Origin of the sequence: uncultured Roseibium sp., assembly GCF_947494555.1 — a bacterium.
In the GTDB taxonomy this organism is placed as follows: domain Bacteria; phylum Pseudomonadota; class Alphaproteobacteria; order Rhizobiales; family Stappiaceae; genus Roseibium.
Map to the genome: position 1 here is coordinate 566545 of NZ_CANLVF010000002.1, position 26045 is coordinate 592589.

Annotated in this window: 25 protein-coding genes; 18 read left to right on the plus strand and 7 right to left on the minus strand. The window is 57.2% G+C overall.

Features of this window, described 5'->3' with window-relative positions; genetic code table 11:
- Nucleotides 1-10 precede the first annotated feature (10 nt).
- The 10 genes from Q0915_RS11085 (at nucleotide 11) to rpmG (ending at nucleotide 11351) form a co-directional block, all read left to right on the plus strand.
- Complete coding sequence (locus Q0915_RS11085) at nucleotides 11-1312, plus strand: dihydroorotase (RefSeq protein WP_299471339.1); 1302 nt, start codon at nucleotides 11-13, stop codon at nucleotides 1310-1312.
- A gap of 130 nt (nucleotides 1313-1442) precedes the next feature.
- Complete coding sequence (locus Q0915_RS11090; RefSeq protein ID WP_299471343.1) at nucleotides 1443-2222, plus strand: DUF3108 domain-containing protein; 780 nt, start codon at nucleotides 1443-1445, stop codon at nucleotides 2220-2222.
- Nucleotides 2223-2384: 162 nt separating this feature from the next.
- Nucleotides 2385-3050 (plus strand): glycerol-3-phosphate 1-O-acyltransferase PlsY, encoded by a 666-nt coding sequence (gene plsY / locus Q0915_RS11095; RefSeq protein ID WP_299471345.1) that lies wholly within the window; start codon nucleotides 2385-2387, stop codon nucleotides 3048-3050.
- Nucleotides 3047-4192 carry a DNA-processing protein DprA gene (gene dprA, locus Q0915_RS11100; RefSeq protein ID WP_299471349.1) on the plus strand — a complete coding sequence of 382 codons (1146 nt, stop codon included), beginning with the start codon at nucleotides 3047-3049 and terminating at the stop codon, nucleotides 4190-4192. Before plsY ends, dprA begins: the two co-directional genes overlap by 4 nt.
- A 187-nt stretch (nucleotides 4193-4379) precedes the next feature.
- Nucleotides 4380-7043, plus strand: coding sequence for a type I DNA topoisomerase (topA, locus tag Q0915_RS11105; RefSeq protein ID WP_299471352.1), 2664 nt, complete (start codon nucleotides 4380-4382; stop codon nucleotides 7041-7043).
- 62 nt (nucleotides 7044-7105) lie between these two features.
- Complete coding sequence (rnr, locus tag Q0915_RS11110) at nucleotides 7106-9358, plus strand: ribonuclease R (RefSeq protein WP_299472313.1); 2253 nt, start codon at nucleotides 7106-7108, stop codon at nucleotides 9356-9358.
- A complete protein-coding gene (locus Q0915_RS11115; protein WP_299471354.1) occupies nucleotides 9355-9825 on the plus strand; it encodes a DUF983 domain-containing protein in 471 nt (156 codons plus the stop codon). Before rnr ends, Q0915_RS11115 begins: the two co-directional genes overlap by 4 nt.
- Entirely contained in the window at nucleotides 9822-10568 is a 747-nt protein-coding gene (locus Q0915_RS11120; protein WP_299471356.1) for an NUDIX hydrolase, read from the plus strand. Before Q0915_RS11115 ends, Q0915_RS11120 begins: the two co-directional genes overlap by 4 nt.
- A gap of 68 nt (nucleotides 10569-10636) precedes the next feature.
- A complete protein-coding gene (locus tag Q0915_RS11125) occupies nucleotides 10637-11029 on the plus strand; it encodes a RidA family protein (RefSeq protein ID WP_299471359.1) in 393 nt (130 codons plus the stop codon).
- A gap of 154 nt (nucleotides 11030-11183) precedes the next feature.
- Complete coding sequence (rpmG, locus tag Q0915_RS11130; RefSeq protein ID WP_299471361.1) at nucleotides 11184-11351, plus strand: 50S ribosomal protein L33; 168 nt, start codon at nucleotides 11184-11186, stop codon at nucleotides 11349-11351.
- A gap of 529 nt (nucleotides 11352-11880) precedes the next feature.
- Here the strand turns inward: rpmG and Q0915_RS11135 are convergent.
- Nucleotides 11881-12252, minus strand: coding sequence for a response regulator (locus Q0915_RS11135; RefSeq protein WP_299472314.1), 372 nt, complete (start codon nucleotides 12250-12252; stop codon nucleotides 11881-11883).
- A gap of 143 nt (nucleotides 12253-12395) precedes the next feature.
- On the opposite strand from Q0915_RS11135, the gene Q0915_RS11140 reads away from it, so the two are divergent.
- Genes Q0915_RS11140 through Q0915_RS11150 form a run of 3 tightly spaced genes read left to right on the plus strand, consistent with a single transcriptional unit; the run spans nucleotide 12396 to nucleotide 14693 of the window.
- Entirely contained in the window at nucleotides 12396-12686 is a 291-nt protein-coding gene (locus tag Q0915_RS11140) for a DUF3572 domain-containing protein (protein ID WP_299472315.1), read from the plus strand.
- On the plus strand, nucleotides 12679-13341 hold the full coding sequence (locus Q0915_RS11145; protein ID WP_299471363.1) for a hypothetical protein: 663 nt from the start codon (nucleotides 12679-12681) through the stop codon (nucleotides 13339-13341). The genes Q0915_RS11140 and Q0915_RS11145 overlap by 8 nt, the downstream gene beginning before the upstream one ends.
- 47 nt (nucleotides 13342-13388) lie before the next feature.
- Entirely contained in the window at nucleotides 13389-14693 is a 1305-nt protein-coding gene (locus Q0915_RS11150; protein ID WP_299471365.1) for a DNA polymerase IV, read from the plus strand.
- A 2-nt stretch (nucleotides 14694-14695) separates the two neighbouring features.
- Here Q0915_RS11150 and Q0915_RS11155 read toward each other — a convergent pair whose 3' ends face one another.
- Nucleotides 14696-15571 carry a cell envelope integrity EipB family protein gene (locus tag Q0915_RS11155; protein WP_299471369.1) on the minus strand — a complete coding sequence of 292 codons (876 nt, stop codon included), beginning with the start codon at nucleotides 15569-15571 and terminating at the stop codon, nucleotides 14696-14698.
- A 276-nt stretch (nucleotides 15572-15847) separates the two neighbouring features.
- Here Q0915_RS11155 and Q0915_RS11160 point away from each other — a divergent pair, with 276 nt between their 5' ends.
- The 3 genes from Q0915_RS11160 (at nucleotide 15848) to Q0915_RS11170 (ending at nucleotide 18604) form a co-directional block, all read left to right on the plus strand.
- On the plus strand, nucleotides 15848-16312 hold the full coding sequence (locus Q0915_RS11160) for a RidA family protein (protein ID WP_299471374.1): 465 nt from the start codon (nucleotides 15848-15850) through the stop codon (nucleotides 16310-16312).
- A 56-nt stretch (nucleotides 16313-16368) separates the two neighbouring features.
- Nucleotides 16369-17145: a glycerophosphodiester phosphodiesterase family protein gene (locus Q0915_RS11165; RefSeq protein WP_299471376.1), complete on the plus strand. Its 777-nt coding sequence runs from the start codon at nucleotides 16369-16371 to the stop codon at nucleotides 17143-17145.
- 127 nt (nucleotides 17146-17272) lie between these two features.
- Nucleotides 17273-18604 (plus strand): GNAT family N-acetyltransferase, encoded by a 1332-nt coding sequence (locus Q0915_RS11170; protein ID WP_299471378.1) that lies wholly within the window; start codon nucleotides 17273-17275, stop codon nucleotides 18602-18604.
- A 15-nt stretch (nucleotides 18605-18619) separates the two neighbouring features.
- Here the strand turns inward: Q0915_RS11170 and Q0915_RS11175 are convergent, their stop codons facing one another.
- The 4 genes from Q0915_RS11175 to Q0915_RS11190 all read right to left on the minus strand — a co-directional run bounded on the left by Q0915_RS11175 (nucleotide 18620) and on the right by Q0915_RS11190 (nucleotide 22271).
- The gene (locus tag Q0915_RS11175) at nucleotides 18620-19474 is read right to left on the minus strand and encodes a GNAT family N-acetyltransferase (protein WP_299471380.1); all 855 of its coding nucleotides are present in this window, start codon (nucleotides 19472-19474) and stop codon (nucleotides 18620-18622) included.
- A 205-nt stretch (nucleotides 19475-19679) separates the two neighbouring features.
- Nucleotides 19680-20000, minus strand: coding sequence for an antibiotic biosynthesis monooxygenase family protein (locus Q0915_RS11180; protein WP_299471382.1), 321 nt, complete (start codon nucleotides 19998-20000; stop codon nucleotides 19680-19682).
- Nucleotides 20001-20091: 91 nt separating this feature from the next.
- On the minus strand, nucleotides 20092-21306 hold the full coding sequence (locus Q0915_RS11185) for an aminotransferase class I/II-fold pyridoxal phosphate-dependent enzyme (protein ID WP_299471384.1): 1215 nt from the start codon (nucleotides 21304-21306) through the stop codon (nucleotides 20092-20094).
- A gap of 29 nt (nucleotides 21307-21335) precedes the next feature.
- Nucleotides 21336-22271, minus strand: a complete 936-nt coding sequence (locus tag Q0915_RS11190; RefSeq protein WP_299471386.1) for a LysR substrate-binding domain-containing protein — start codon at nucleotides 22269-22271, stop codon at nucleotides 21336-21338.
- A gap of 124 nt (nucleotides 22272-22395) precedes the next feature.
- On the opposite strand from Q0915_RS11190, the gene Q0915_RS11195 reads away from it, so the two are divergent.
- Together Q0915_RS11195 and Q0915_RS11200 are read left to right on the plus strand one after the other, a co-directional pair.
- Nucleotides 22396-22581 carry a YdcH family protein gene (locus tag Q0915_RS11195; RefSeq protein WP_299471388.1) on the plus strand — a complete coding sequence of 62 codons (186 nt, stop codon included), beginning with the start codon at nucleotides 22396-22398 and terminating at the stop codon, nucleotides 22579-22581.
- A gap of 35 nt (nucleotides 22582-22616) precedes the next feature.
- Nucleotides 22617-22814, plus strand: coding sequence for a hypothetical protein (locus Q0915_RS11200; protein WP_299471390.1), 198 nt, complete (start codon nucleotides 22617-22619; stop codon nucleotides 22812-22814).
- A 112-nt stretch (nucleotides 22815-22926) separates the two neighbouring features.
- Here the strand turns inward: Q0915_RS11200 and Q0915_RS11205 are convergent, their stop codons facing one another.
- Nucleotides 22927-26031 carry an efflux RND transporter permease subunit gene (locus Q0915_RS11205; protein ID WP_299471392.1) on the minus strand — a complete coding sequence of 1035 codons (3105 nt, stop codon included), beginning with the start codon at nucleotides 26029-26031 and terminating at the stop codon, nucleotides 22927-22929.
- Between the last annotated feature and the right edge of the window lie 14 nt (nucleotides 26032-26045).

Genomic DNA, 26045 nt, shown 5'->3' on the forward strand with positions numbered 1-26045 from the left:
GGAATCAATCGTGGCACTTGATACTCCAAGACCTCTGGTACTCTCCAATGCCAGAGTGATCGATCCGGCACGAGAGCTGGACGCTCCGGGATCAATCATCATTGCAGACGGAACCATTCTCGCCGCCGGGCCGGAAGCCGCCAATCAGGGCGCGCCGTACGGCGCGGAAATCGTGGATTGCAAGGGTGCGATAGCCTGCCCGGGTCTGGTCGACACTTGCGTCTCGGTCGGAGAACCGGGTGCAGAACATCGCGAAACGCTTGCCAGCGCATCGCAGGCAGCTGCTGCGGGCGGTGTGACCACGATCTGTACCATGCCGGATACGGACCCGATCATTGACGACCCCGCCCTTGTCGACTTCATATTAAGGCGTGCTCGCGATACGGCGATCGTGAATGTGCATCCGCTTGCCGCCCTCACCAAGGGGCTCGAGGGCAAGGAAATGACCGAAATCGGGCTCTTGAAAGAGGCAGGCGCGGTCGCCTTCACCAGTGGGCACAGCTCTGTCAAGAATGCGCAGGTCATGCGGCGCATGATGACCTACGCGCGCGATTTCGATGCACTCGTCATCCACCATGCGGAAGATCCGGACCTTGCAGGCGGTGTCATGAATGCCGGTCTCAACGCAAGCTGGAAAGGCCTGTCCGGCGTTCCCCGGGAAGCCGAGATCATTATGCTGGAACGGGACCTGCGCCTTGTCGGCATGTCGAAAGGCAAATACCACGCGAACCTGATCTCCACATCTGACAGTGCCGATGTCATGCGCGCAGGCAAGGCCCGCGGGCTGGACATAACCGCCGGTATCTCGATCAATCATCTCACACACAATGAAAACGACATCGGCGCCTACCGAACCTTCTTCAAAATGTCGCCGCCTCTGCGCGACGAGGACGACCGCCAGGCAATGATTGCCGCTATCGCGGACGGAACGATCGACATTATCTGTTCCAATCATGACCCGCAGGATGTGGAAACCAAGCGCCATCCCTGGGCAGAAGCCGAGGACGGCGCCATCGGGCTCGAAACCCTCCTCGCGGCTGCCTTGCGGCTATACCATTCCGACCAGGTCGATCTCGTTACGCTCCTCGGTGCGATGACCAGCCGGCCCGCAGACAGGCTTGGACTGGAAACAGGCCGTCTTTCCAAAGGAGCACCTGCAGATATCGCTGTTTTCGACCTGGAACGGCCCTGGGTTCTGGAAAAAAGCGCAATCCGCTCGCGCTCGAAAAACACACCCTTTGAAGATGCCCGTTTTTCAGGGCGTGTTATTCAAACGGTGGTCGCCGGGAAAACCGTCTATAAATACGCGTGAGCATCCCGGCAACTGCCTGAATAAGGCATTCAGATTGCGTTCAGGCGCGATCGTATTGGATGGGGCATACGACCTCGCGTCATATGCCTTCTTTTTGTGGCGCGAAATGTGACCTTGAATGGATTCGTCTATGCGCTCGTTTCTGCTTTCTGCCTTTGCAATTGCCCTGACAACAGGTCAAGCCTCATCGGCTGATCTCTATATGAAATACAAGCTTTACGCTGTCGGCCTACCGATAGGCTCCGGTGTTCTGAATGTGGATCTGGACAACACGTCCTATTCGATCGATGCAAGCGGCGGTACGGCCGCGTTTGGAAAGCTGGTTTCAGACGGCAAGGGAAACGTAAGCGTGCGCGGTGACAACACCGGCGGTCAGCTTTCTCCCCAAAAATTTTCGCTCGACGTCAACAGCGAGGACGAAACGGGCACGATTACGATGCAAATGAGCAAGGGCGCACTCAAGAAGGTCGCCGTAAACCCACCCCAGGACCGCATGAACGAGCGCATCAAGGTGACACGTGATCATCTGAAAAACGTGCTCGACCCGTTGACCGCGGCTGTTTTTCCAGCGCCCAAGGGTCTATCCAAAGAGAGCTGCAATCGAACGCTCTCGCTGTTTGACGGCAAGGAACGCTACAACGTTCACCTGAGCTACAAGTCCAAACGGAATGCCCGAACCGCCGACGGGCGCTTCAATGGCAAGGTGCTCGTGTGCCGGGCGCGCTATGAACCGGTCGCGGGCCACAGGCCCAAACGCAAGACGATCCAGGAGCTTGCCAAGAACAAGTCGATGGAAATCTGGCTTGCTCCCGTCGGCGACAAGCCATTTCTGGTGCCTCTCAGAGCCAGCATAACGGCGCCCTTCGGCCCGCTTGTGGTCAAGGCCGAGAAATACAAGCTTTCCAAATAACCCATTGTCCTTGCGCTTAAGGCTCAAACGACTATCACAGCTGAGCGGCTTGCGGCGATTTCCTTGCTGCCGGGCTTTCGTCCCGGCAGGACTTGATCCACACCACCATGCAGGTAAATTGCCGCAGCAACACTTCTACACGCGATAAGGGAGTAGTTCCGCGTGCCCGATCCCATCAGCTGGGAATTTGCCTGGCCCTACTATCTTGCAGCCCTCGCCTTCGGCTACCTGCTGGGATCGATCCCGTTCGGACTGATTTTCACGCGCCTGGCCGGGCTGGGCGACATCCGCAACATCGGGTCGGGAAACATTGGCACAACCAATGTGCTGCGCACGGGCAACAAACTGATCGCAGCGGCAACGCTTCTCGGCGACGGCCTCAAGGGGACTGTCGCGGTTCTGGTGGTGGGCCACCTTTACGGTCAGGACCTGGCTGTTGTGGCAGGTCTCGGGGCCTTTCTGGGGCACCTCTTTCCTGTCTGGCTCAAGTTCAAGGGCGGCAAAGGCGTCGCAACCTACATCGGCATTCTGCTGGGGCTTTTCTGGCCCGCGGGACTGATCTTCATCGGGATCTGGCTCGGTATCGCGATCCTGTTCCGAATGTCCTCTCTGTCTGCGCTGACCGCCAGCCTTGCCACTCCGATCTTGCTTTATTTTGTCTTCAGCCAGTTCCAGCTCGCCGAGATGACACTCCTGATGACAGTGCTCCTGTGGGCCAAGCATCACGAGAATATCGGCAGGCTGCTGCGCGGTGAGGAAAGCCGTATTGGGTTCAAGTCCAAGCCCGCACCCGAGGGCGATGCGCAGACCGGCAACGGAGGCACATGAGCGGCGCTGAAGTCTATAAAACACGAAGCCTTACCGAGACACAGCGTCTTGCGTGGTTACGCCTGATACGATCTGAAAATATCGGACCTGCAACCTTTCGTGATCTGCTGAACCATACCGGCTCCGCCGAACGCGCCCTGGAATTTCTCCCTGAACTCTCCCGACGGGGCGGCAAAAAACGTTACAGGCTGTGCAGCCAGGAAGATGCTCTTGCTGAACTTGAAGCGCATGACCGGTTCGGGGCGCGTCTTGTCGCGATCGGAGAAGCCGACTACCCCACCCACCTGAGGCATATCGACGGACCTCCCCCGCTGCTTTCGGTAAAAGGCGGCCAGGTCACGACGAATTCCAGAATGGTTGCAATCGTTGGCGCGCGAAATGCCTCCATGTCGGGACGAAAACTGGCCAGCGCATTCGCGCGCGACCTCGGCAGACAAGGATTTGCGATCGCATCCGGACTTGCCAGGGGGATCGACGCAGCTGCGCATGATGCGTCCATCAACACCGGTACTGTTGCGGTCTTTGCAGGTGGCCTCAACATTCTTTATCCGCCCGAGCACAATAGACTTCTGGGCGCGATCCTTGAGGCCGGCGGCGCCGCAATCAGCGAAATGCCCTTTGGCTGGAAACCACGCGGACGCGACTTTCCAAGACGGAACCGATTGATTTCGGGCGTTTCGCTCGGCGTTGTCGTCATTGAGGCGGCAAAGGCCTCCGGCTCCCTCCATACCGCGCGGTATGCGCTCGAACAGAACCGCGACATATATGCGGTTCCCGGATCGCCGCTGGATCCACGTTCGGAAGGCGCGAACGGATTGATCCGCCAGGGCGCCATCTTGGCAAGATCCGCCGAGGATGTGCTGGAGGGGCTCGCTGCCCAGATGAACGCGGAGCTTCCCCTATTCAACGGTGTTCTGGAACCACCCGGCGCGCAGTCCGTCTCGCCGGCAGAACCTGACGACTTCCTGCGAACCAGGATCATCGAGGCCGTTGGTCCGGCCCCGGTTGAGCTCGATGAACTGATCCGGTTTGTGGGCTCCGATGCGCGCTCGGTCAATGTGGTCCTGCTCGAGCTGGAGCTTGCCGGACGGCTTGATCGGCACGCCGGGCAGAAAATCTCGCTGGTCATGGACCGGAACTGAAGACACTTGTCCGCTCACGGTGTGCATAATCGACCGTGGAAAACTGTGTGTATCAGGAGGTCACTTGACCGCGGACGCGCAAAGGTCCATTTGACAGGCGGCGCGTGATCCGTGATCGTCTGCGCAACTTAAATCTCCTTCTCCACCGGGCGGGGGCTCCGTTTCCGGCAAAATTATTTGGGTAAGAATGAACGTCGTCATTGTGGAATCGCCGGCGAAAGCCAAGACGATCAACAAATATCTGGGATCCGATTACACGGTATTGGCCTCTTACGGTCACGTGCGCGATCTGCCGCCAAAGGACGGATCGGTCCAGCCCGACGACAATTTCTCCATGAGCTGGCAAGTGGACAGCAAGTCCCAAAAGCGGCTCACGGAAATTGCCAACGCCGTAAAGGAGGCAGACCGCCTCATTCTCGCGACTGACCCCGACCGTGAAGGTGAAGCCATTTCCTGGCACGTACTGGAAGTTCTCCAGAAGAAACGTGTCCTGAAGGACAAGCACGTGGAACGCGTTGTGTTCAACGCGATCACGAAAAAGGCAATTCTCGAGGCGATGAACAACCCGCGGCAGCTCGATGCGCCGCTGGTTGATGCCTATCTTGCCCGCCGCGCGCTCGACTATCTGGTCGGCTTCACGCTCTCGCCGGTGCTTTGGCGCAAACTGCCTGGGGCACGCTCGGCCGGCCGTGTGCAATCGGTTGCGCTTCGCCTGATCTGCGACCGCGAGATGGAAATCGAGACGTTCAAGCCGCAGGAATACTGGTCCATCTTCGCCAACATGAAGACACCGGTGGGAGACATGTTCCAGGCCGGATTGACCGGATATGACGGCCGCAAGATCGGCCGCCACGATGTCAAGGACGGCACGGAAGCATCAACCATCAAAACCATGCTGGAAAGCGCTAGCTTTGCTGTCGACAGCGTGGTTTCCAAACCGGCGAAGCGCCATCCGGCTGCTCCGTTCACAACGTCCACGCTCCAGCAGGAAGCCTCCCGCAAGATGGGCTTTGCGGCCTCGCGCACCATGCAGGTTGCGCAGAAACTCTATGAAGGCATCTCCATCGGCGGCGAGACCTCAGGTCTCATCACCTATATGCGTACGGACGGTGTGCAGATTGCGGGCGAAGCGATTGACGCTGCCAGAAATGTCATCAGTCAGGATTTCGGCGACAAATACGTCCCTGAAAAACCGCGTGTCTATACGTCCAAGGCAAAGAACGCCCAGGAAGCTCACGAAGCCATCCGGCCGACAGACCTTTCCCGCCGTCCCAAGGATGTTGCCAAGTTTCTCGATCCGGACCAGGCAAAACTCTATGAGTTGATCTGGAAGCGGACCATGGCTTCTCAGATGGAGTCAGCCGTCCTGGAACGCACGACGATCGAAGTGCTTGCGAAAGGTTCCGGCAAGACAGCAAACTTGCGTGCAACCGGCTCGGTCGTGCGTTTCGACGGTTTCCTGACGCTCTATCAGGAAGGACGGGATGACGAAGAAGACGAGAACTCCCGCCGTCTGCCGGCTGTCGACGAAGGCGCGGCCCTAACCGCAACGTCCGTCGACGACAAGTCGGAAGCCATCGAGGCAACACAACATTTCACCACGCCGCCGCCGCGTTACACCGAAGCCAGCCTCGTCAAGAAAATGGAAGAGCTCGGCATTGGCCGACCCTCGACCTATGCCTCTACCCTGCAGACCCTTCGGGACCGGGACTATGTGGAGCTTGAGAAAAAGCAACTCGTACCGCAGGACAAGGGCCGCATCGTCACCGCGTTCCTGGAAAGCTTCTTTCATCGCTACGTGGAGTTCGATTTCACGGCCAGCCTCGAAGAACAGCTCGACAAGATTTCCGCCGGTGAACTCTCGTGGCAGGACGTGCTGCGGGATTTCTGGACCAATTTCTCCGGCGCCGTCGATGACATCAAGGACCTGCGCGTTGCCGAAGTGATCGACTCGCTCAACGAGTTGCTCGGTCCGCATATCTTCCCGCCGAAGGAAGACGGTAGCAACCCGCGCCAGTGCCCATCGTGCGACACCGGACAATTGTCTTTGAAAGTAAGCCGCTGGGGTGCCTTCATCGGTTGCTCCAACTATCCAGAATGCGGTTTCACCCGCCAGCTCGGCAAACCCAATGGTGAAGACGGGAATGCGGATGAAGGCCCCAAGGTGCTCGGCGTAGACCCGGACTCGGGACAGGAAATCTCGCTGCGGAATGGCCGCTTCGGCCCCTACGTTCAGCTCGGCGAGGAAGCCAAGCCGAGACGGGCTTCCCTGCCCAAGGGATGGTCGGCGCCTGACATGGATCTGGAGAAAGCGCTGCAACTGTTGTCGCTGCCGAGAGAAGTCGGGCTGCATCCTGAAGACGGCAAGATGATTACCGCCGGTATCGGCCGCTACGGCCCATTCGTCTTGCATGAGGGTACTTACGCCAATCTGTCGACGCCTGACGAGGTGTTCTCTGTCGGGATCAACCGGGCCGTAGATGCGCTTGCCGAAAAGCGGGCCAAAGGCGGCGGTCGCCGCGGCGCTGCCGCAACGCCGCTCAAGGAGCTTGGGGATCACCCGGACGAAGGCGGACCGGTCAACGTCTATGACGGCCGGTACGGCCCATACGTCAAACACGGCAAGATCAACGCGACCCTGCCGAAGGAAACGGATCCCAAGTCTGTCACGCTTGAACAGGCCCTTGAGCTGATTGCCGCGAAGGCAGCGGCAAAGGGTGGCAAAAAGAAAACCGCCGCCAAGAAAACAGCGGCAAAGAAAACCAAAACGTCCAGCGCCAAGTCGAAAACGGCAAAGAAGACAGACGTCGATGCCGCGTCGGAAGAGGTGCCCTGGGATGATGCGTCTTGAACGCCAAACGGATCAACACGCGCAAGCATACCAAACGCAAACACGCCAAGGTGCCGGGCGAAATGCCGTCCCGGGAAGATATTCTGGCGTTTGTAGCCGATAATCCCGGGCGCGCCGGCAAACGCGAAATTGCCCGCCATTTCGGCATTATCGGCGGCGCGCGGATCCATCTGAAAAAGATGCTCAAGGACCTCTCCGAGGAAGGTCTCATTGAAAAGCGCAACAAACGCATGATCCGGCCAGGCGACCTGCCGCCGGTCTTCGTTGCCAACCTGATCGGAAGAGACCGTGATGGCGAGCTTTTGGGCACCCCGCTCGACTGGGATGAGGAAGCCGGAGATCCACCGAAAATTCTGGTCCTCACGGGAAAGACCAAGTCGACCCAACCAGGCGTCGGCGATAGAGCGCTGATCCGGCTGACCGAAGCTGAGAGCGGTCCCGAAGCCAGTCACGTCGCGCGTGTCATCAAAGTCCTTGAGAAAAGACAGGGTGCAATCCTCGGCATATTCCGCAAGCGGGATGGCGATCGACCGCCCTACCTGGAACCGATCGATCGCAAGCAGCGGGAACTTGATGTCGACCCATCAGAGGTGAAAGAAGCAAACGATGGCGACCTGGTAAGTGTCCAGGTCACACGGTCGGGCCGTTATGGCCACCCGCGCGCCTCCATCGTGGAGCGCTTCGGGTCGATGCACTCTGAAAAGGCGGTTTCAGAGATCGCGCTTCAATCGCACGGCATTCCGCATGTCTTTCCGAACGCCGTTGAAGCCCAGGCTGAGGCAGCAAAACCTGTCGAAACACTGGGCAAGCGGGAAGACTGGCGCCAGATCCCGCTCATCACCATCGACCCGCCGGATGCAAAAGATCATGACGATGCCGTCTTTGCAGAACCGGATGAGAGCCCGGAAAATACGGGGGGCTACGTCGTCTATGTCGCGATTGCCGATGTCGCCCATTACGTGACAACGGGTTCGCCCATGGACCGGGAAGCGAACATCAGGGGAAATTCCGTCTACTTTCCCGACCGCGTGATCCCGATGTTGCCGGAGCGCATCTCCAATCTGCTTTGTTCCTTGCGCGAAAAGGAAGACAAGCCGGCAATGGCTGTGCGCATGGTGTTCGACAAGACCGGGCGCAAGACAAGCCACACTTTCCACCGGGTGCTTATGCGCTCGGCGGCAAAGCTCTCCTATCAGCAGGCGCAAAAGGCAATTGACGGAGTTCCGGATGAAGCGACCGAAACGCTGCTTGAAGGCGTTCTCAAGCCGCTCTGGAATGCCTACGAAGTTCTGAAAAAGGGCCGGGACGCACGCGAACCGCTTGAGCTTGACCTGCCGGAGCGAAAGATTGCGCTGAAGGAAGATGGCACAGTCGATCATGTTTTTGTTCCCGACAGGCTTGATGCGCACAAGCTGATCGAAGAGTTCATGATCCAGGCGAATGTCGCTGCGGCGGAGACGCTGGAGAAGAAGAAATCCCCCCTTCTCTATCGCGTTCACGATGCCTCGACGCCTGAGAAGCTCGAAAGCCTCAAGGACTTCCTGTCGACGCTCAACATGAAGCTGCCTTCCACAGGCGGCTTGAGACCGTCGGTGTTCAATGGGATCCTGTCGAAGGTGAAGGACACGCCGCAAGCGCATCTCGTCAACGAGGTGATCCTGCGCAGCCAGGCCCAGGCAGAGTATACGCCGCAGAATATCGGCCACTTCGGCCTCAATCTCCGGCGCTATGCGCATTTCACCTCGCCCATACGCCGCTATGCGGATCTGATTGTTCACAGGGGCCTGATTTCGGCGCTCGGACTTGGGTCCGACGGGTTGCCGGACGGAATTGAAAGCAAACTTGAAGCAGTCGGCGCAGAAATTTCTGCAGCTGAACGCCGTGCAATGCTGGCCGAGCGCGACACGATCGACAGGCTGATCGCCCTTTGGATGAGCGACCAAATCGGCGCGACTTTTCAAGGCCGTATAGCGGGCGTGATCAAGTCCGGGCTGTTCATACGCTTGCAGGATACCGGTGCGGACGGCTTCGTTCCTGCATCGACCATCGGTCTCGACTACTATCGATACGACGAAGGGTCGCATGCTCTGATTGGTGACAAATCCGGCGAGACTTATCAACTTGGCGATCAAGTGGAAGTCAGGCTGGTCGAAGCTGCACCTTTTGCCGGTGCACTGACCTTTGAACTGCTCAGTCAGGGACGTATCGCCGGCAAGAAGATTCGCAAAGGCGCTCCCAAAACACGGCGCGGTCCTCCTAAAGGCTCAAAAGTCAAGGCCTCCACAAGGAAAGCAAGCCGACGGAGGTCCAAGTGACGGTTCGATACGAATTGAAAGAAGACGTCGCTATTCCGGAAACCCAGGCGGAGAAACCGAGCCGCCCGGTCCTTCAGTCGATGATGCGCGGCGCTTTCAACAGATGCATGAATTGCGGCCAAGGCAGGCTTTTCGATGGCTTCCTTCAGACACGCCACGCATGCGACAAATGCGGCGAAGAGTTTCATCATCACCGGGCAGACGATGCACCGCCGTATTTCACGATAACGATCGTGGGGCACATTATCATTCCTGCGCTTCTGATCGTGGAAGTCATGTGGCGTCCGGCAATCTGGATCCACATGTCGATCTGGCTGCCCTTGACCGTCCTTCTGTCATTCGCCCTCATGCGGCCCATCAAGGGCGCTTTGGTGGGGCTGCAGTGGGCGCTTTACATGCATGGTTTCGATCCGGAGTCGGAAGACGAATTTCCTGTTGCCCCGCCCGATTCAGAAAGAATCACATGACCGGCTCATTCGAAAGGCAACTGGCGAAGGACGAAAAGGCCGGCGACTATCCCTATATCAGGCCAAAAGACGCGGCGACCCTGCTCATTCTGGATCGCGGCAAAGATGGAAACGTGAAGTTGCTGATGGGACGCCGCCACATGCGGCACACATTCATGCCGGGAAAGTTCGTCTTTCCGGGCGGCCGGGTCGACCCGGGCGATTCCCGTATTTCAAACGTTCTGCCGTATCATCCGGTCGTTGAAACCAAGCTTTCAAAAGGGCTTAAAAACAGCAGGTCCGCCGCACGCGTTCGCGCCTTTGCCCTGGCTGCCATCCGCGAAACCTATGAAGAAGCCGGATTGTTCGTTGGCCGGAAGTGCTCCGGCGTCGAGCTGCGCCTCGGTGCCGGGTTCGAAGCCTTCAGTGAGCGCGGCATTCAGCCAGATCTGGGTGGCTTGAGGATGATCGCGCGTGCGATCACACCTCCGCAGCGCCCACGGCGCTTCGACACACGCTTTCTAGCCGTTTGGGCGGACGCGGTTGCCGACGGTCTTCCCGGTGGTACCGGACCGTCCGGCGAGCTTGAGGACTGCGCCTGGCTGACCCTTGAAGAAGCGCGTGCAAAAGAGCTGCCACTGATCACGACAAAAATCCTGACTGATCTCGAGGACCGCCTCTCGGAGGACCCCGAGCTGGCACCCGAGACGGATGTTCCCTATTATTTCTTCCGCAATGGCTCGTTCGTGCGAGAACGGATCTGAATTCTTCACTCCCCCTTCATTGCCAATAATGCGGCGGACACACGCTCCGCCCTGCATGGAGCCGACCAATGACCAGACGCGCTATCGTCCCCGCCGAACTGCAGTCCTATTACGATGGGTGGATGATGTCGCCGGGCTTGTCCAGCGGCGATTTCGTTTTCCTGACCGGATTCACCGGAGTGAGCCCGGATGGCGACCTGCCCGCGGACGCAGAACAACAGATCAGAAACGCTTTTTACAAGGTCGAACTCGTCCTTCGGGAGGCTGAACTGGATTTCAGTGCAATCGTGGAAATGACCACCTATCACGTCGGTCTCCGCGATCATTTCGACGTCTTCAAGAACGTTCGTTCCGAGTTCGTTCAGGAGCCCTATCCGGCCTGGACAGCCATAGAGGTCGCCGGCTTTGTGCATGAAGATGCGATCGTTGAAATCAAAGTCATCGCAAGCCGGGAAAAATAGCTACTCAAACTGCTGTTGCAGTGCAGGCAATGCTTGACTTTCACGCCCTGATGAGTAGGTTGCGCGCTAATTTCAGACATTGGGGCAGATTCACCGCCAGCCAATCTGGCCATGAGAACCCTTTGCCCGACAACAGAGAACAGGATCCAAGGCCATGGCCAAGGCGACAACAATCAAAATCAAGCTCGTCTCTACGGCGGACACCGGTTTCTTCTACGTCACCAAGAAGAACTCCCGCACGATGACCGAAAAAATGGTCAAAAAGAAATACGACCCGGTTGCCAAGAAGCATGTCGAGTTCAAGGAAGCCAAGATCAAGTAAGATCTCCCGCTCCTGCCGATGAACAAGACCCGCCGTCACCCGGCGGGTTTTTTGTTGAAAAAATGAATGTGTTGGAAGCCGAATTTATCAGTCGCTTTATGCTGCGAACTGATGCTCACTTTGCGGCTGAAAAGTTAGTGGTCGGCGGGAACACGGCATTCGAGGAGGCCACTCTTCGGCCGGTTCCCAGCCGACCTGCCCCACGGACCCAGGAGATGCGGCGGACCTGAGCACTCCGAGGGGAAACGGTTGCCATGCAATTCGCAAGGCCAAAATACGTATAGCTAAATAAGCGATCAGGAAATTTCCTAATCAGCGGCCACACTACCCTATTGTATCCCAAATGCAATAAATTACGCAAAATATGCACAGAAACGATGGAGTTTTAGTAAATTCGTAACCTTAATGTGAGGCCGGACAATGGAATCAAATACTGTAAAAGATTGTCCATCTCACGGCCGGCCAACACTGATTGTCCCGGGTTTCAGCTTTATTTTGCCGGGAAAGTTGTTCGGTATCGCCGCCGCGATCACGCTTCGCCGAGATATGCCCGAACGGTTTCAAGAAACTTTGCGACTGAAATAGGCTTCGAAATATAAGCCTCGCACCCTCCCTGACGAATGCGCTCTTCGTCACCCTTCATGGCAAACGCGGTTACGGCAATAACCGGTATGGAGGAGATCGTCTCGTCTTCCTTGATCCATTTGGTGACTTCGAGACCGGACACTTCCGGCAACTGGATGTCCATCAGGATCAGATCCGGGTGGTTCTCACGAGCGAGCTTAAGAGCTTCAATTCCGGTTCGGGTCTGAAGCGTATTGTAGCCGTGCGCTTCCAGCAGATCATGAAACAGTTTCATGTTCAGCTCGTTGTCTTCCACGATCAATACGGTTTTTGCCATATAGTTCGGCCCTTTGCCCGGCATGTGGCCGGTCCCATTTCTCGACCCAGTCATTGCTCAGCGGTGGCACGCAGCCCGTACCCGCATTAGATTTGTTGTAACCCGGAATCGTTTCAGAAAGGCAAAAAAACACAATGAAAAATATGCAAGGAAAGTCATTATCCGTTGAAGAAGCTCAGGGAATTGCGACAGAAGCCCTTCTTCAACTCAGCCGGGATCCAGAACAAATCGGTCGATTTTTGGCTTTTTCCGGAATTGGACCGGAGATGATTCGAACCGCAGCCAGGGAACCGGGTTTCTTAGCCGGCGTTCTGGAGTTCTATATGATGGACGAACCGCTATTGCTTGCGTTCTGCGAAAATGCCGGTGTCCGGCCAACCATGATGGCTGCCGCCCGGTATGCGCTTGCCGGAGGCGAAAGGGAGGATGCCTGAACCGACACCGGTATTGCCTGAAGCCCTTGAACAGATCATGTCGTTGCCGAAATCCGGCAATCGGCTGATCATCTGCGATGTCGATGAGGTCATCCTTCATCTTATCAGGCACCTCGAAACCTATCTCCACGAGAGAGACCTGGTGTTCCTCAACCACGAATACCGCCTGACCGGCAATATCGGACGCCGGCATGATCATTCCGTCTTGTCGGCCGATCTCGTTCGAAAGCATCTGCTCAGCTTCTTTGACGCAATTAGCCATGCACAGGACATGGTTCATGGTGCCGATGTTGCCCTTAGCCGTCTTTCCGAAAGCTGGGATATCGTCTTGCTGACCAATCTGCCTGGAGGCCATAACAAGCCTGCCCGCGAAAAGCTCCTGGGCGGCTTCGGAATTCCCTATCCGGTCGTTACAAATTCGGGTCCGAAGGGCGGTGCCGTGGCAGCGCTTGCTGCCAATAGAGCGGGCCCGGTCGTGTTCATCGACGACAGTCCCACGAACCACACCTCGGTACAGGCCTCCCTGCCCTCTTCGGTTCAGATACAGTTCATCGCAGACCAGAGATTTCGGCAAGCCACCGCACCCGACAGCCATATCGACCTTCTGACCGGGGATTGGCAGGAGACGGCGGACTTCATCAGCGCTATTGTCTGATCAGCATCCGTAACCGGCGGGTATCTCCGCAACAGCGACGCGTTAACGTGACCGGACATCCGAAAGACCAAAAAGCGCTCTGCCGCGATTGCGGCGACAGACCGCCTGCATCTGCATCACGATGCCCGTCCTGCGGCAGTCCGCGACTTGTCGCGCATCCTGAACTTGACGTGCTTGCAATCGCGCATATCGACTGCGACGCCTTTTATGCAGCGATCGAAAAGCGGGACAATCCGGAGCTCCAGGATGTGCCGGTCATTGTCGGTGGCGGCCAGCGCGGTGTCGTGTCCACCTGCTGCTACATTGCCAGGATCTACGGCGTCCGTTCCGCGATGCCCATGTTCAAGGCCCTGGAAGCATGTCCCGACGCCGTGGTCATCAGGCCCAACATGGAAAAATACTCCGAGGTGGGCAAAGAAATCCGGGAGCGCATGCGCGCTTTGACACCGCTGGTCGAGCCGATATCAATCGACGAGGCGTTTCTCGACCTCACGGGAACCGAGCGTCTTCATCAGGCCCCACCGGCAGAAACGCTCGCAAAGTTCGTCGGAGGACTTGAAACCGACATAGGCATATCGGCTTCCGTTGGTCTCGCCCCGAACAAATTCCTAGCGAAACTCGCGTCCGACCTGGAAAAGCCAAGAGGATTTTCCGTTATCGGCGCGGAAGAGGCAGAAAGGGTGCTGGCGCCGATGCCTGTCGGCCGTATCTGGGGCGTTGGAAAGGTGTTCCAGAAGACGTTGGAAAAGGACGGGATCAAGACGATTGGCCAGTTGCAAACGATGGACGCAGCAGACCTTGCACGTCGATACGGATCCATCGGGCTGAGACTCGCGACCCTGTCGCACGGAGACGACAGCCGCATTGTGAAACCGCAACGTGGCGCGAAAAGCGTGTCCTCCGAGACAACGTTCCGCACCGACATTTCCAGCCTCGACACGCTCCGCCCGATCCTCAGAAATCTCTCGGAGAAAGTCTCCAGAAGGCTCAAGAAATCCGATCTCGCCGGGCGCGGAATAACGCTGAAGCTCAAGACGGCGGACTTCAAGACCATCACGCGTGCGCGCCATCTCGGGGATCCGACGCAACTGGCCGACAAAATCTATGCTGCAGGTGAAGCGCTTCTGGAAAACGAAACGGATGGAAGGCGGTTTCGACTGATCGGAATTGGCGTTGGTGACCTTGAGGCAGCCGACCGCGCGGACCCTCAAGACCTTCTCGACCAGTCAGCGGAACGGCGCAAGAATGCCGAATTGGCGATCGACAAGTTACGCGACAAATTCGGAAATTCTGCTGTGGAACTGGGCCTGACCCACGCCGCGAAGTCGGGCGCCAAACCGCGTGGTTCCTAGAATTACTCCTGTGGACAGTCGGTCTCGTCGAAGATCTCGAGCGACGCCATTTTTCCTTTGATGGTGAAATCCCCGTAGTCGAGCGTCAAACGCCCGCTGACGCCATTTTGAAACAGCCAGAACGACAACTGGTAGACCGGCATCACTTCACCTGCAGTGTCTTCTTCCTCGGGGTCGAAATAGGCAACGGTGACAGGCCAATAATTGAGACCCGCGAGCGGCGCATCAGGACCCTTTGCATCTGCCTTGATCTTGCTGGTCTTTTTCGCGCCGATGACCGACGTGGTGGAATAGACTTTCTCTCCCGTTTCAGCGCCGTCATAAATATCGGCAGCGATGAAAGGGACCCCGTCCTCACCAGCTTTCAGGATGCTCAAAAGATGTTCCGTCGGAAAAAGGACCTCCTTGCCGATCTCAAGCGACTTTTCGGACGGCTCCTTGAGCTTGATTGTCTTCTTGTCAGCGCCGGACTTGGCAGTCCCGCGCGATTCTTCGACAAGCTCCTGATCCACAAAGGTTTTTGTCAGGAACTGATAACTGTCCGTTTCAGGTTCCTCAAACGATGTCGTCTGAAGATCGGTGACCTGCGACCCGCCGTCATTATTCTGGAACCTGGTCACGAACCGGAAATTGACGCTGTAACCGTCACAGGCGTTGCCTGAAAACTCGTAGACCATGCGGCCTGTCAGCGACGCTATCCCGGAACTGTCGTCCTTATCGCCCAGTTTCATGTCATAGACGGCCCTGTGCGGAATGAGTTTCGCGCCGCTGGAGCCTGCCAGCGATGCGCCTTCAACCGTCACGGGAGCAAGAACACCACTTGCAAAAACCGCAACAAACGCACCCGCCAGAGATCCGGACATGAAAAGGCGTTGCATGTGTTTTTCCTCAATTTTCCAACGAAGTGACCGTCGGATCCGTCAGCGCTCATTATGCGGTTATACGCACGGTTCGCCACTGCGAAATCTCAACGCACGAACGAAATCGTGCACATAGTGACTTATTTCATAAATTCGGCCATTGAGAGACTTTTCCACCAGAGACAAATCGACTCCTCCACAGTTTCATATGTGCGCCAATGGCCGATTTGGCCTTGTCTCGATTTGCAATTTGGGCCATGACACCGGAAATTTTATACGAGGCGGAGACACCCCATGAGCACCATCGAAACCCGTTTGACCGAACTCGGAGTGTCGCTGCCGGAAGCAGCTGCCCCGGCAGCCAACTACGTGCCCTTTGTCAAAACGGGAAACCAGCTTTTTATCTCCGGTCAGCTGCCCATGGAAGGCGGCAAGATCCAGGTCACTGGCAAGCTTGGCGATGGCCTGGATGTCGAGCAGGGCAAGACTGCCGCCAGGATTTGTGCAATCAATCTGCTGGCACAAGCAAAGGCGGCTACCGGTGACCTCGACAAAGTCGTTCGCCTCGTCAAGATCGTCGGCTTCGTGAACTCGACCGCGGACTTCGTCGACCAGCCTCAGGTCATCAACGGCGCGTCTGATTTCCTCGTCGAGGCAATGGGTGACGCCGGACGGCATTCCCGTTCAGCAGTCAGCGCCGCCTCCCTTCCCTTCGGTGCGGGTGTTGAAATCGAGGCCATCTTCGAAGTCACAGACTAACTGTTTCGCCGTTTCACGCGCTGTCTCGAATAGGATCTCAGGAACGATTGCAGTCGATGACCACCGACCTTGAAGCCATATTCGCGCGCCCGGTTGCGCATCGCGGCTATCACGACGCAGACAATGGTGTCATCGAGAACAGCCCGACAGCTGTTGCCCAGGCGGTGGAAAAAGGCTTTGCGATTGAGGTTGACGTTCAGGAGACCGCCGATGGTGAAGCGCTGGTCTTCCATGATTATACGCTTGACCGCCTGGCAGAGGGAAACGGCAAGGTCATAGACGTTCCCTCTCATGAACTCGTTCAGATCCACATGAAAACGGGTACCGACAAGCTCTGGCTGCTCCAGGAGTTGTTTGAGCTTGTGGAAGGCAAAGTGCCGCTGGTGGTTGAAATCAAATCTCTGATGCGCCGCGATGCACAAGGCGACTTCGTTCGCCGTGTCACCGATCAGATTTCGGCTTATCAGGGCCCCGCCTGCCTCAAAACGTTCGATCCCGACATGCTGTCCCACGCCAAAAATCACAATTCCGACGTCCTGCGCGGGATCGTGGCCGACGGCGCGGAACCAGGACCCCAATATACGCGCTTCAGCCGAACGGACCGTTTCATCCTCCGTCATCTGCTTCATGCGCCCCGCACCCGTCCACATTTCATTTCCTATGGAATAAAGGATCTTCCCAGAGTTGGCCCGAGCCTGTTGCGCTCCGTGTTCAAACTGCCGCTCATGGCCTGGACCGTCAAAACGCGAGACCAGCGGGATACAGCTGCGCGATATGCGGACCAGATCGTTTTTGAGGGGTTTGACCCGGACAAAAGCGGTGGGAACTTGTGAACGAACTTCGGCCAGCGCTCCTCATTTCATGACACCGTTCGGCCAAAGAACTGTCTTTTCCTCTTGCGATGCAAAATGACAGCGCTACATTTTGAGTGTTGTCCCCAATTCTGGTTGCTGTTGACGCATGAGTTCTTCCCTGTCTGAGGAAAACCAAGATCCGAACGCCGCCGGCGACGGAGATCACCTTTCGCTGCGCATCCTGTCCTCGCTCAAGGATGTGCCCTGTGAAAAATGGGACGCAGTCGCAAATCCAGGCTGGTCGCTGAACGGCAATGGCAAGCTAACCAAAACCGAGGCGTGCTTGAGCCCGCAACAATCCGCCGAAGAAGAGATTGTTAGAGCGCTCGAACTCAGCTCTGAAGCACTTTCTGAAGAAATATCTTTTAACCCATTCTTGTCACATGCTTTTCTCGAGGCACTCGAAGCCTCTGATTGTGCAACAGATGCGACGGGCTGGCTGCCAAGACATATGCTTCTGGAGGATGGCGCCGGTACGGTCCTGGGCGCTGTTCCGGCTTATTTGAAGAGCCATTCGCAGGGAGAGTATGTCTTCGATCACAGCTGGGCGGATGCATTTTACAGAGCCGGTGGCGACTACTACCCCAAGCTACAGATATCAGTTCCCTTCACGCCGGCGACAGGCCGCCGGTTTCTGGTCGGTGCCGGCCTCAACAGGGAGGCCGGGCTGCAGGCGCTTGCAGCAGGTCTTGTTCAGGTGTGCCAGCGCAGTGGCGCGTCTTCCGTGCACGCCACTTTTCTGACCAAACCTGAATGGGACTGTCTCGGTGACCTCGGTTATCTCCGGCGGACGGACCAGCAGTTCCATTGGGAGAACAAAGGCTATGAGAGCTTCGACGGTTTCCTGGCCGATCTCGCGTCCAGAAAGCGAAAAGCGATCAAAAAAGAGCGGCGCGAGGCACTTTCAGCCGACGGGATCGAGGTTGAGTGGGTCACGGGATCTGATCTGACCGAAGCGCACTGGGATGCGTTTTACGGGTTCTATATGGATACCGGCTCGCGGAAATGGGGCCGGCCTTATCTCAATCGGAAGTTTTTCTCGCTGATCAACGAACGGCTCGCGGAGCGGACGCTTCTGGTACTTGCCAAGCGCAACGGGCGATATGTTGCCGGTGCACTGAATTTCATCGGTTCCGAAACACTCTTCGGTCGCCATTGGGGGTGCAACGAACACCACCCCTTCCTGCATTTCGAACTGTGCTACTATCAGGCCATCGACTTTGCCATTGCAAACGGTTTGAAAAGGGTCGAGGCAGGCGCTCAGGGTTCCCACAAACTGGCGCGCGGATATTTGCCCGCAACCACCTACTCCGCGCACTGGATCGCTCACGAGGGCCTGCATCAGGCTGTTTCGGACTACCTGGAAAGGGAACGGTTCGCAGTGGAGCGGGAAAACGAGGCCCTTGCCGAGCACGCTCCGTTCCGGAAAGACGACTAAGATCAAACGTCTTTTTCAGAAACTCAAGTGCATCTCAAACTGGCTCACGTGATCCTCGGCGCCTGCCTTGTCGAGAAAGGCATTGGTGTTCTTTGATGCTGCATCGACATTGACGAATGTCAGATAACCGGAGCCTACGGACTTTCCCAGAGCGCTCAACAACGCACGTCCAACCCCGCGCCGCCTGTGTTCCTTGTGAACGCCAATCTGGGCCACTGACCCATCCTCGTATGAAGCGGCCCATCCGATCAGGCTGGCGTCCTGGCGCACACCCCATAGATGGATCTTGTCGTGGAGCGCAGCCAGCGCTGCGCGGCTGTTTTGCGGCGTCGGCTGCGCGTCGAAATAATTGCTTTCGTCATCCGGCAAATCTTCCAGCGTGAGCGTTTCCAGCTTCAAATTGTTCGGGTCCGGGTTGGACAATCCGCTTTTCGGCACCTTGCAGACACGCAGTCCCCTTTGGGTCTTGAAGCCGAAAGAGCGGTAAGCATTCACGGCCTTTTCGTTCGTGGTTATAACCTCCAGCTGAAGCCCGCTTGCGCCCTCTGACTTTTGTTTTTCGAGAACAGTTTCGAAAAGGGTCCTGACGATCCCCTGTCTTCTGTGCCGAGGATCCGTGCCGACAGAGATGGCATATCCCCTTCCCGCAAAGGCTGGTCTTGGCGCACTGGACAACCAGAATCCTGCGATACCCGATCCATTCATGGAGACAAATGAGTGCTCCGCCGAATAGCCACGCTGTTTCTGAAAGTCTTTGAATTTGTCAATCGTCATGCTGAGCGGCACGTCGTAGTCCGAAAATGCGGTGTTCATGGCGGCGCACAGCTCTTCGGACCCAAGGTTCCGGCAATCGGTAATCTGGTAAGTCATGATTTCCTGGAAGTGTTTTGAAGGGACGCTACAGGGGTTTTCAATCAACCCGGCGCAGCGGGGTTTCGAAAAATTGGGCGGACGCCGGGTGCAATCAGCATCCTCTTGGTACCGGCTCCCGGCCTGCTTCAGGTCGAATGCCCATCAATATCCCTTGCTGGTCTGCCCAGCTTGGAAAGGCGAAATGGCCGTCAAGAAAACTGCCTCAGTTAAAGCTCTCTGCAACGTCATACATAACCGGCTCGAAGCTCTTGCAAAGCCCGTGGATCCGGCGATTTCGCTCCCGCATTTCAGGTGCACGCAGCATGGCGAGAAAGTCTTCCCGTTTGCGCCACTGGGAATAGTTGGCAATGCGCGTCTGGGCGTCGTTCACATGGAGCCCCGCTCCGATAAAACCCGGCTGGTGCCGAATGAAATTTTCATAGGCATCCTTCAACTCGTCGAGGAGGTCGAAACAGGTCCCAGGTGTCATTTCAAATGTCGTGATGACTGTTTGGCAATCACTGTTGCTGGAAATCTCTGGCATGGTTCTCCTCCTCCAAGTCTGCCTAAAGGCTGGCATGAAATGCGGGAGGCAGCAATACGGAGTGTCCCTGCACCCGCCGATTTATAAGTCGTCAGGCCAGCGCTCCCTCCAGATCCGCAATCAGATCATCCGCATCTTCCAATCCGACCGAAAGGCGGAAAATGCCGTCACCGGCATAGTCCCTGTAGGATTGCAGTTGTACGCCCTCGAGCCTGAACGAGGTTTCCATCAAAGGCTCCGTCTCCATCCAGAAGATAAGCGACCGATGATGCCCCAGCGAAACCGCATAGTGAATCACCTGCAGCCTGTCGATCATCTGCTGTGCGAGCAATCGTCCTTCCTGTGCGTCTCCAACCTGAAAGGCGATCATGCCTGAAAAGTTTGTCATCTGGCGCGATGCCAGTTCCGCCTGAGAGTGAGACGGAAGCCCCGGATAGACCACACGCGTGACCCGCGGATGGGTTTCGAGCCATGTTGCAACGGCAAGAGCGCCGGACTGATGCGCCTTCATTCTGAGCGGCAAGGTCGACAGTCCGCGCGCAATCAGCCAGGCGTTGAACGGCGACAGGACACCGCCGTGGTGAATTGCCGCCTCCTTGCGCATCTGTGCGATCAACGCAGATCGACCAGCGACGGCACCACCGACGGCGTCCCCGTGTCCGCCGATGTATTTCGTGATCGAATGCATGATCAGATCAACGCCAAGGCCGACCGCGTCCATGCCGAGCGGTGATGCGAAGGTCGCGTCGCAGCTGTGTAAAGCCCCTACCCCGTGCGCGAGCACCGAGACCGCGTTCAGATCCGTCAAACGCCCAATCGGATTTACGGGCGTTTCGGTGTGAATCAGCTTTGTGTTTGTCCTGAGCGCAGCTTCCAGTGCTGCAAGATCCGACATGTCGACCGTCGAGACCTCGATGCCCAGCCGAGGCAGCGTTTCACGCACAAGTTCGGCGACGCCCGCATAGGACACGTCGGAAACGATCACATGATCGCCCGTGGACAGGAAAGTCAGGAAAATCGCTGTCGCTGCGGCCATGCCCGACGCAAGGCAAAGGCAGCTTTCCGTCCCCTGGAGCGCCGCTATTTTTGCCTCAAGCATCGCGACCGAGGGGTTGTCCCAGCGGGAATAGATAAATGTGTCCCGTCCTTCTTGCAGATCGTGGGCGGAAAAACCGGCCACCTCGCTGCTAACGAAAGTGGAACTCATATGCAAAGGCGGCGAAGAGGCACCCGTTGTCGGGTCAGGACCTTCTCCGGCATGGATTGCCGTCGTCATCGGGCCGGGCTGCCTGTTGGTCTTTTTCATTGCGGTTCCCTTCTCAAGCGAAGGGTCGTCTAAGTGGATGCCGCCACGACGCCTTCGGCGCGCATATTCTTAACGGCCTCCAGAGCGAGCGAAAGCAGTTTCTCATAGTGCGCCGCCCGAGAGCTCCCGTGCCGCCACACAAGATACATGACCCGTTGCATTTCAATGCCTTCGACCTTCTTCAGAAGGAGGTTCGGCTCCTTTTGAAATTCCGAGGCCACATAGGCAGCGGGAAACAACGCGAGCCCCATGCCGATGGAGGCCATCTGGCGCAGCGCATCCAGGCTGGTGCCTTCATAGTCCTGCAGAAAATCCGCACCAGCGGCTCGTGCGAGCGCCTGGACATCATTGTGAAGCCGGAAACCCTGCCCCAGGGAGAGCAGCTTTTCGCCCTTGAGCAAGGCAACCGGAACGATGTCGAGGCCGGATAGCGGATGCGCGCGGGGAACGGCAAGGGAGACATCCTCGCTGCAGATCTCCCGTTCGGTGAGCTGGCCGCTCGGCGTGATGTCGGGGGATATGATGCAGTCGAGCGACCCGGCCGCCAGCCCCTCCTCCAGAAGATTGGGCCGGTCCTCGCGGATATAGAGTTCAAGATCAGGGAAATTGTGCTTCAGAATCGGCAGGAGATACGGCATGAAATATGGCCCAAATGTGGGCGAGACGCCCAGGCGGATCAATCCGCCGAGATTCGCCCGCCCAGCATGAGCTTCGGCCACAATTTCGTCCAAACTCTCAAGAGCCAGCCGCGCGAGCGGCAACAACCTTTCGCCTGCGGCCGTAAGCGTGATGTCACCGCCTCCTCGCTCCAGCAAACTGCTGCCGAGATGTTCCTCTAAGAGTTTGAATTGAGACGATAATGTTGGCTGTGAGACGTTGCATTTCTCAGCTGCTTTCCCGAAGTGCAGCGTTTCGGCCAGGGCGATAAAGTAGTCCAGCTGGCGTGGGGACGGTCTGAATCGCATCTTTGATTTCCCAATGATAGATTTCCTCTATCATCATAATACAAACAATGTATTTCTTCTATGCACCTTTCACCCCATATCTTGGTTGTCAACACAGCGACAGCCAACAGCATGGAGGTAGGCGATGTACAACCGTTTGAAGTCTTTGCGCAGCCAGCACAATACGCTGGATTCCCTCATCCGCCGTGAAGAGATGCATCCCTACCCGGATTCGCAACACATTCGATCCTTGAAGAAATTCAAGCTCCGCCTGCGCGATGAGATCAGCAAGATCGAAGACAGGTTGAACGCAAATCAGTTGGCCTACTGACTGGCCGCGAACTGTCCCCTGAGAGGAATACCGATATGAACCCGTTCTGGCCCTTCATGGCCTTACCTGCAATGCAGCCGAAGTTCACCCGCCGAACACGGTTGCAGGACCTGGAAGCACGCATGTCTTCTTTCTTGTCTGAAAAGCAGGCGTCGAGCACCAGCTGCCCCAAGGTGCTCGACAATATCAAGGTCGCCAAGTCGACCGTCCAGCGTGAGATGGCCACCGGCTGAGAGACCGGCCGAGTTTCCACCTTCCGAGACCAGTAGTGCCACGTCAGCTGGATCAACCCGTCCGCGAAGGCCCCGCGGACGGGTTCTATTTTTGTCGAACGGGTCTGCCAGACTACTCAGCCGGAGCTGCCAGTGCGTCCGGCGACGTCTCGACCTGCGCCTTGTCCTTCTTTGGTGGCCGTACCCTGAAAAACAAAGCGTAGAGAACCGGTGCCGCGATCAGGGTCAGGACCGTTGCAAACGCCAGGCCTCCCATGATCGTCACTGCCATGCCGCGGAAGAATGCGTCCGAAAGAAGCGGTGCCATTCCGAGGATTGTCGTAACCGCAGCCAGCATAACCGGGCGCATACGGGAGACACTGGCCGCCACGATCGCATCGTACTTGTCGCTGCCCTCTTCAATCAGCCTGTCAATTTCCTCCAGAAGGACGATGGCGTTCTTGATCAGCATTCCGGAAAGCGACAGAAGACCCAATAGAGACATAAAGCCGAAGGGCGTATCCGTCGCCAGCAAGGCGATTGCCACCCCGTTGACCGACATGGGTACTATCAGCCAGATGATCAGAGGCTGGCGTACCGATCCGAACAGCAAAATGGAGATGATCAGCATCACCAGAAAGCCGAGCGGCAACTGTGCTCCCAGCGAGGCTTGTGCATCATTGGTGCTTTCGTATTCGCCGCCCCACTCCAGGGCATAGCCCGGTGGCAGGGCTATCGCCTCGATCTGGGGCCTCACCCTTGCGAGCGCGGCGGTCGCTGTTTCGCCTGCGGTTGTCTCCGCCTTGACTGTGAGCGTTCGCACCCGGTCCCGTCGATGGATCAATGTATCCTGCGGCTCCATCAAGAACTCGCTTACAACCTGATCGATCGGAACGTATCTGCGCTGACCTGTACTCCAGACAAGAGAATCGGAGACGCTTTCGTTGACGGAAATGCCGTCCGGTCCGGCCTTTCGGGCGACGATCGGGATACTCTCGTCCACGTCCCGATAAGACCCCACCTGAACGCCCTCCGTCGCGAACTGGAGGGAGAGAGACAGCTCTTCCCGCGTAACGCCTGAAATCCGGGATCTGTCTTCATCAAAGACCGGGCGGACGACCAGTTCGCGCTGACGCCAGTCCGTGTTGACGTCCGCCAGCTTGTTTTCCGGCGATGAGAATATGGCCTGTGCCTCGTTCCCGAGACGCTTGAGAACATTCTCGTCAGGTCCTGAAAACCGTGCTTCGATCTTGGCACCGCCGCCGGGGCCGAAAACCAGACGTTTCGTGATGATCTGTGCCGAGGGAAACTGTTCTGCGAATTTTTCCCGCAGGTCCAGCGCCAGCATGTCGATATTGTCACGGCTGTCGGTGCGGATCAGCATATGGCCATACGCGGGATTTGCGTCTTCCGGAGAGTAGGTCAGCATGAACCGGGTCGCGCCGCCGCCAGCAAAACTGGTCACCGCCGCAACACGCTCGTCGTCCCGCACGATTTTTTCCATTTCCGTCAGATCGGCCTCCGTCGCACGGATGTCCGTGCCCTGAGGAGACCAGTAATGGACATAGAAAATCGGCGTATTGCTGTCCGGAAAGAAGGCCTGCTTCACGTTGCCGAAGGCCATGACACAGGCAACCGTGATCCCGATCAGCGCCACGACCGTGAGCAGCCGGACATGCAGCGTGCCGATCAGGAAACCGCGGTAGATCGTGTAAATGATGCCCTTGTAGGGATCGTTTCCGTCCAAGTTGCCGGTGGCCGTTCTGAAAAAGTACTTTCCGAACAGCGGGGTAACCGTGACGGCAAAGATCCAGGACAACAACAGGGAAATTCCGATAACGGCAAACAGCGAAAACAGGAATTCTCCCGTCGCGTCGGGTGACAGTCCGATACCGGAAAACGCCATGATGCCGATGACGGTAGCCCCCAGCAGTGGCCACATCGTTTGTTTCACCACACGGCTTGCCGCCTCGATCGCCTTTTGCCCGCGTTGCATGTTGATCATCATGCCTTCGGCGACGACGATCGCGTTATCGACCAGCATGCCCATGGCAATGATCAGTGCGCCAAGCGAAATGCGCTCCATCTCGATTGTGAATATGCGCATGAACAAAACGGTTGCCATCACTGTGAGCAGAAGCACTGTGCCCACGACGACGGCAGCCCGCCACCCCATGAAGAGCGCAAGCACGCCAATCACAATCACCACCGATGCAGCCAGGTTCAAAATGAACCCGTTCACTGACGCATCGACCACGACGTTTTGTTCATAGATCGGGTGGATCTGCATGCCGACCGGCAGCAAAGCTTCAATTTCTGCAAGCTTTGCCACCACTTTGTCGCCGACCTCGACAATGTTGGTTCCATCGACCTGCGAGACACCGATCGTCACCGCCTCGTGCCCGTTGTGACGGATCAATCGACTGGGCCGCTCCGGTTCTCCGAGTTCCAGGGTCGCAATATCGGACAGTCTGATCATGGCAGTGGAGCCAGGCCGGCCAATGACAAGATCCTCAATGCCGCGGAAGTCTTCGAAGGCCGACGGCGTCATCAGGCGGATTCGCGATTGCCCGGAAACGGCCGAACCGTTGGATTGGATTCGGTTTTCCGCATCCAGAACACCGACGATGTCGGTCATGGAAATGCCGAGACCGGCCATTTTATCCTGATCGACATCGAGATAGATCACGTCTTCGGGTTCGCCGGCGACCTCGACCTTGCCCACTCCGGGCACTGCCAGAAGTTCGCGCCGGATTCGCTTCACCGTGTTGCGGATGTCCCGGTTGGTGTAGCCATCAGCTGTGAATGCGTAAAACAGCCCGTAGACGTCACCGAAACTGTCATAGACCAACGGTGTACCGGCGCCGGAAGGCAGATTTCGAACCTCGTCGCCGACTTTCCGGCGCAGTTCGTCCCAGACCTGAGGCAATTCCGTCCCGTCGTAGGTCGGTTTGATCTCCACGCTGATGCGCGAAAGTCCAGGCTCCGAGACCGACCTGATCTCGTCCAGCTGCGGCATCTGCTGGATCGCGGTTTCGAGGATTTCCGTGACCTCGTTTTCCACCTCCGCCGCCGTGGCGCCAGGATAGACAGTGATGACCTGAGCTTCCTTGATCGTGAAAGCCGGATCTTCAAGACGCCCCACCGTGGTCAGGCCCCAAAGGCCGCCCAGGAGCGCCATCAGAACGATCATCCATGTGTTGACCGGCTTTTCGATGGAATAACGTGCAATATCCATAGGACCTGATCCTT

Excerpts from the sequence above, each read along its gene's own strand:
- rpmG (WP_299471361.1), top strand. The coding sequence starts at position 11,184 with ATGGCCAAGGCGACAACAATCAAAATCAAGCTCGTCTCTACGGCGGAC.
- Q0915_RS11160 (WP_299471374.1), top strand. The coding sequence starts at position 15,848 with ATGAGCACCATCGAAACCCGTTTGACCGAACTCGGAGTGTCGCTGCCG.
- Q0915_RS11180 (WP_299471382.1), bottom strand. The coding sequence starts at position 20,000 with ATGCCAGAGATTTCCAGCAACAGTGATTGCCAAACAGTCATCACGACA.
- Q0915_RS11200 (WP_299471390.1), top strand. The coding sequence starts at position 22,617 with ATGAACCCGTTCTGGCCCTTCATGGCCTTACCTGCAATGCAGCCGAAG.
- Q0915_RS11090 (WP_299471343.1), top strand. The coding sequence starts at position 1,443 with ATGCGCTCGTTTCTGCTTTCTGCCTTTGCAATTGCCCTGACAACAGGT.
- Q0915_RS11190 (WP_299471386.1), bottom strand. The coding sequence starts at position 22,271 with ATGCGATTCAGACCGTCCCCACGCCAGCTGGACTACTTTATCGCCCTG.
- Q0915_RS11125 (WP_299471359.1), top strand. The coding sequence starts at position 10,637 with ATGACCAGACGCGCTATCGTCCCCGCCGAACTGCAGTCCTATTACGAT.
- rnr (WP_299472313.1), top strand. The coding sequence starts at position 7,106 with ATGCCGTCCCGGGAAGATATTCTGGCGTTTGTAGCCGATAATCCCGGG.
- Q0915_RS11140 (WP_299472315.1), top strand. The coding sequence starts at position 12,396 with ATGCAAGGAAAGTCATTATCCGTTGAAGAAGCTCAGGGAATTGCGACA.
- Q0915_RS11145 (WP_299471363.1), top strand. The coding sequence starts at position 12,679 with ATGCCTGAACCGACACCGGTATTGCCTGAAGCCCTTGAACAGATCATG.
- dprA (WP_299471349.1), top strand. The coding sequence starts at position 3,047 with ATGAGCGGCGCTGAAGTCTATAAAACACGAAGCCTTACCGAGACACAG.
- Q0915_RS11205 (WP_299471392.1), bottom strand. The coding sequence starts at position 26,031 with ATGGATATTGCACGTTATTCCATCGAAAAGCCGGTCAACACATGGATG.
- Q0915_RS11135 (WP_299472314.1), bottom strand. The coding sequence starts at position 12,252 with ATGGCAAAAACCGTATTGATCGTGGAAGACAACGAGCTGAACATGAAA.
- Q0915_RS11155 (WP_299471369.1), bottom strand. The coding sequence starts at position 15,571 with ATGCAACGCCTTTTCATGTCCGGATCTCTGGCGGGTGCGTTTGTTGCG.
- Q0915_RS11170 (WP_299471378.1), top strand. The coding sequence starts at position 17,273 with ATGAGTTCTTCCCTGTCTGAGGAAAACCAAGATCCGAACGCCGCCGGC.
- Q0915_RS11195 (WP_299471388.1), top strand. The coding sequence starts at position 22,396 with ATGTACAACCGTTTGAAGTCTTTGCGCAGCCAGCACAATACGCTGGAT.
- Q0915_RS11120 (WP_299471356.1), top strand. The coding sequence starts at position 9,822 with ATGACCGGCTCATTCGAAAGGCAACTGGCGAAGGACGAAAAGGCCGGC.
- Q0915_RS11165 (WP_299471376.1), top strand. The coding sequence starts at position 16,369 with ATGACCACCGACCTTGAAGCCATATTCGCGCGCCCGGTTGCGCATCGC.
- topA (WP_299471352.1), top strand. The coding sequence starts at position 4,380 with ATGAACGTCGTCATTGTGGAATCGCCGGCGAAAGCCAAGACGATCAAC.
- Q0915_RS11175 (WP_299471380.1), bottom strand. The coding sequence starts at position 19,474 with ATGACTTACCAGATTACCGATTGCCGGAACCTTGGGTCCGAAGAGCTG.
- Q0915_RS11185 (WP_299471384.1), bottom strand. The coding sequence starts at position 21,306 with ATGAAAAAGACCAACAGGCAGCCCGGCCCGATGACGACGGCAATCCAT.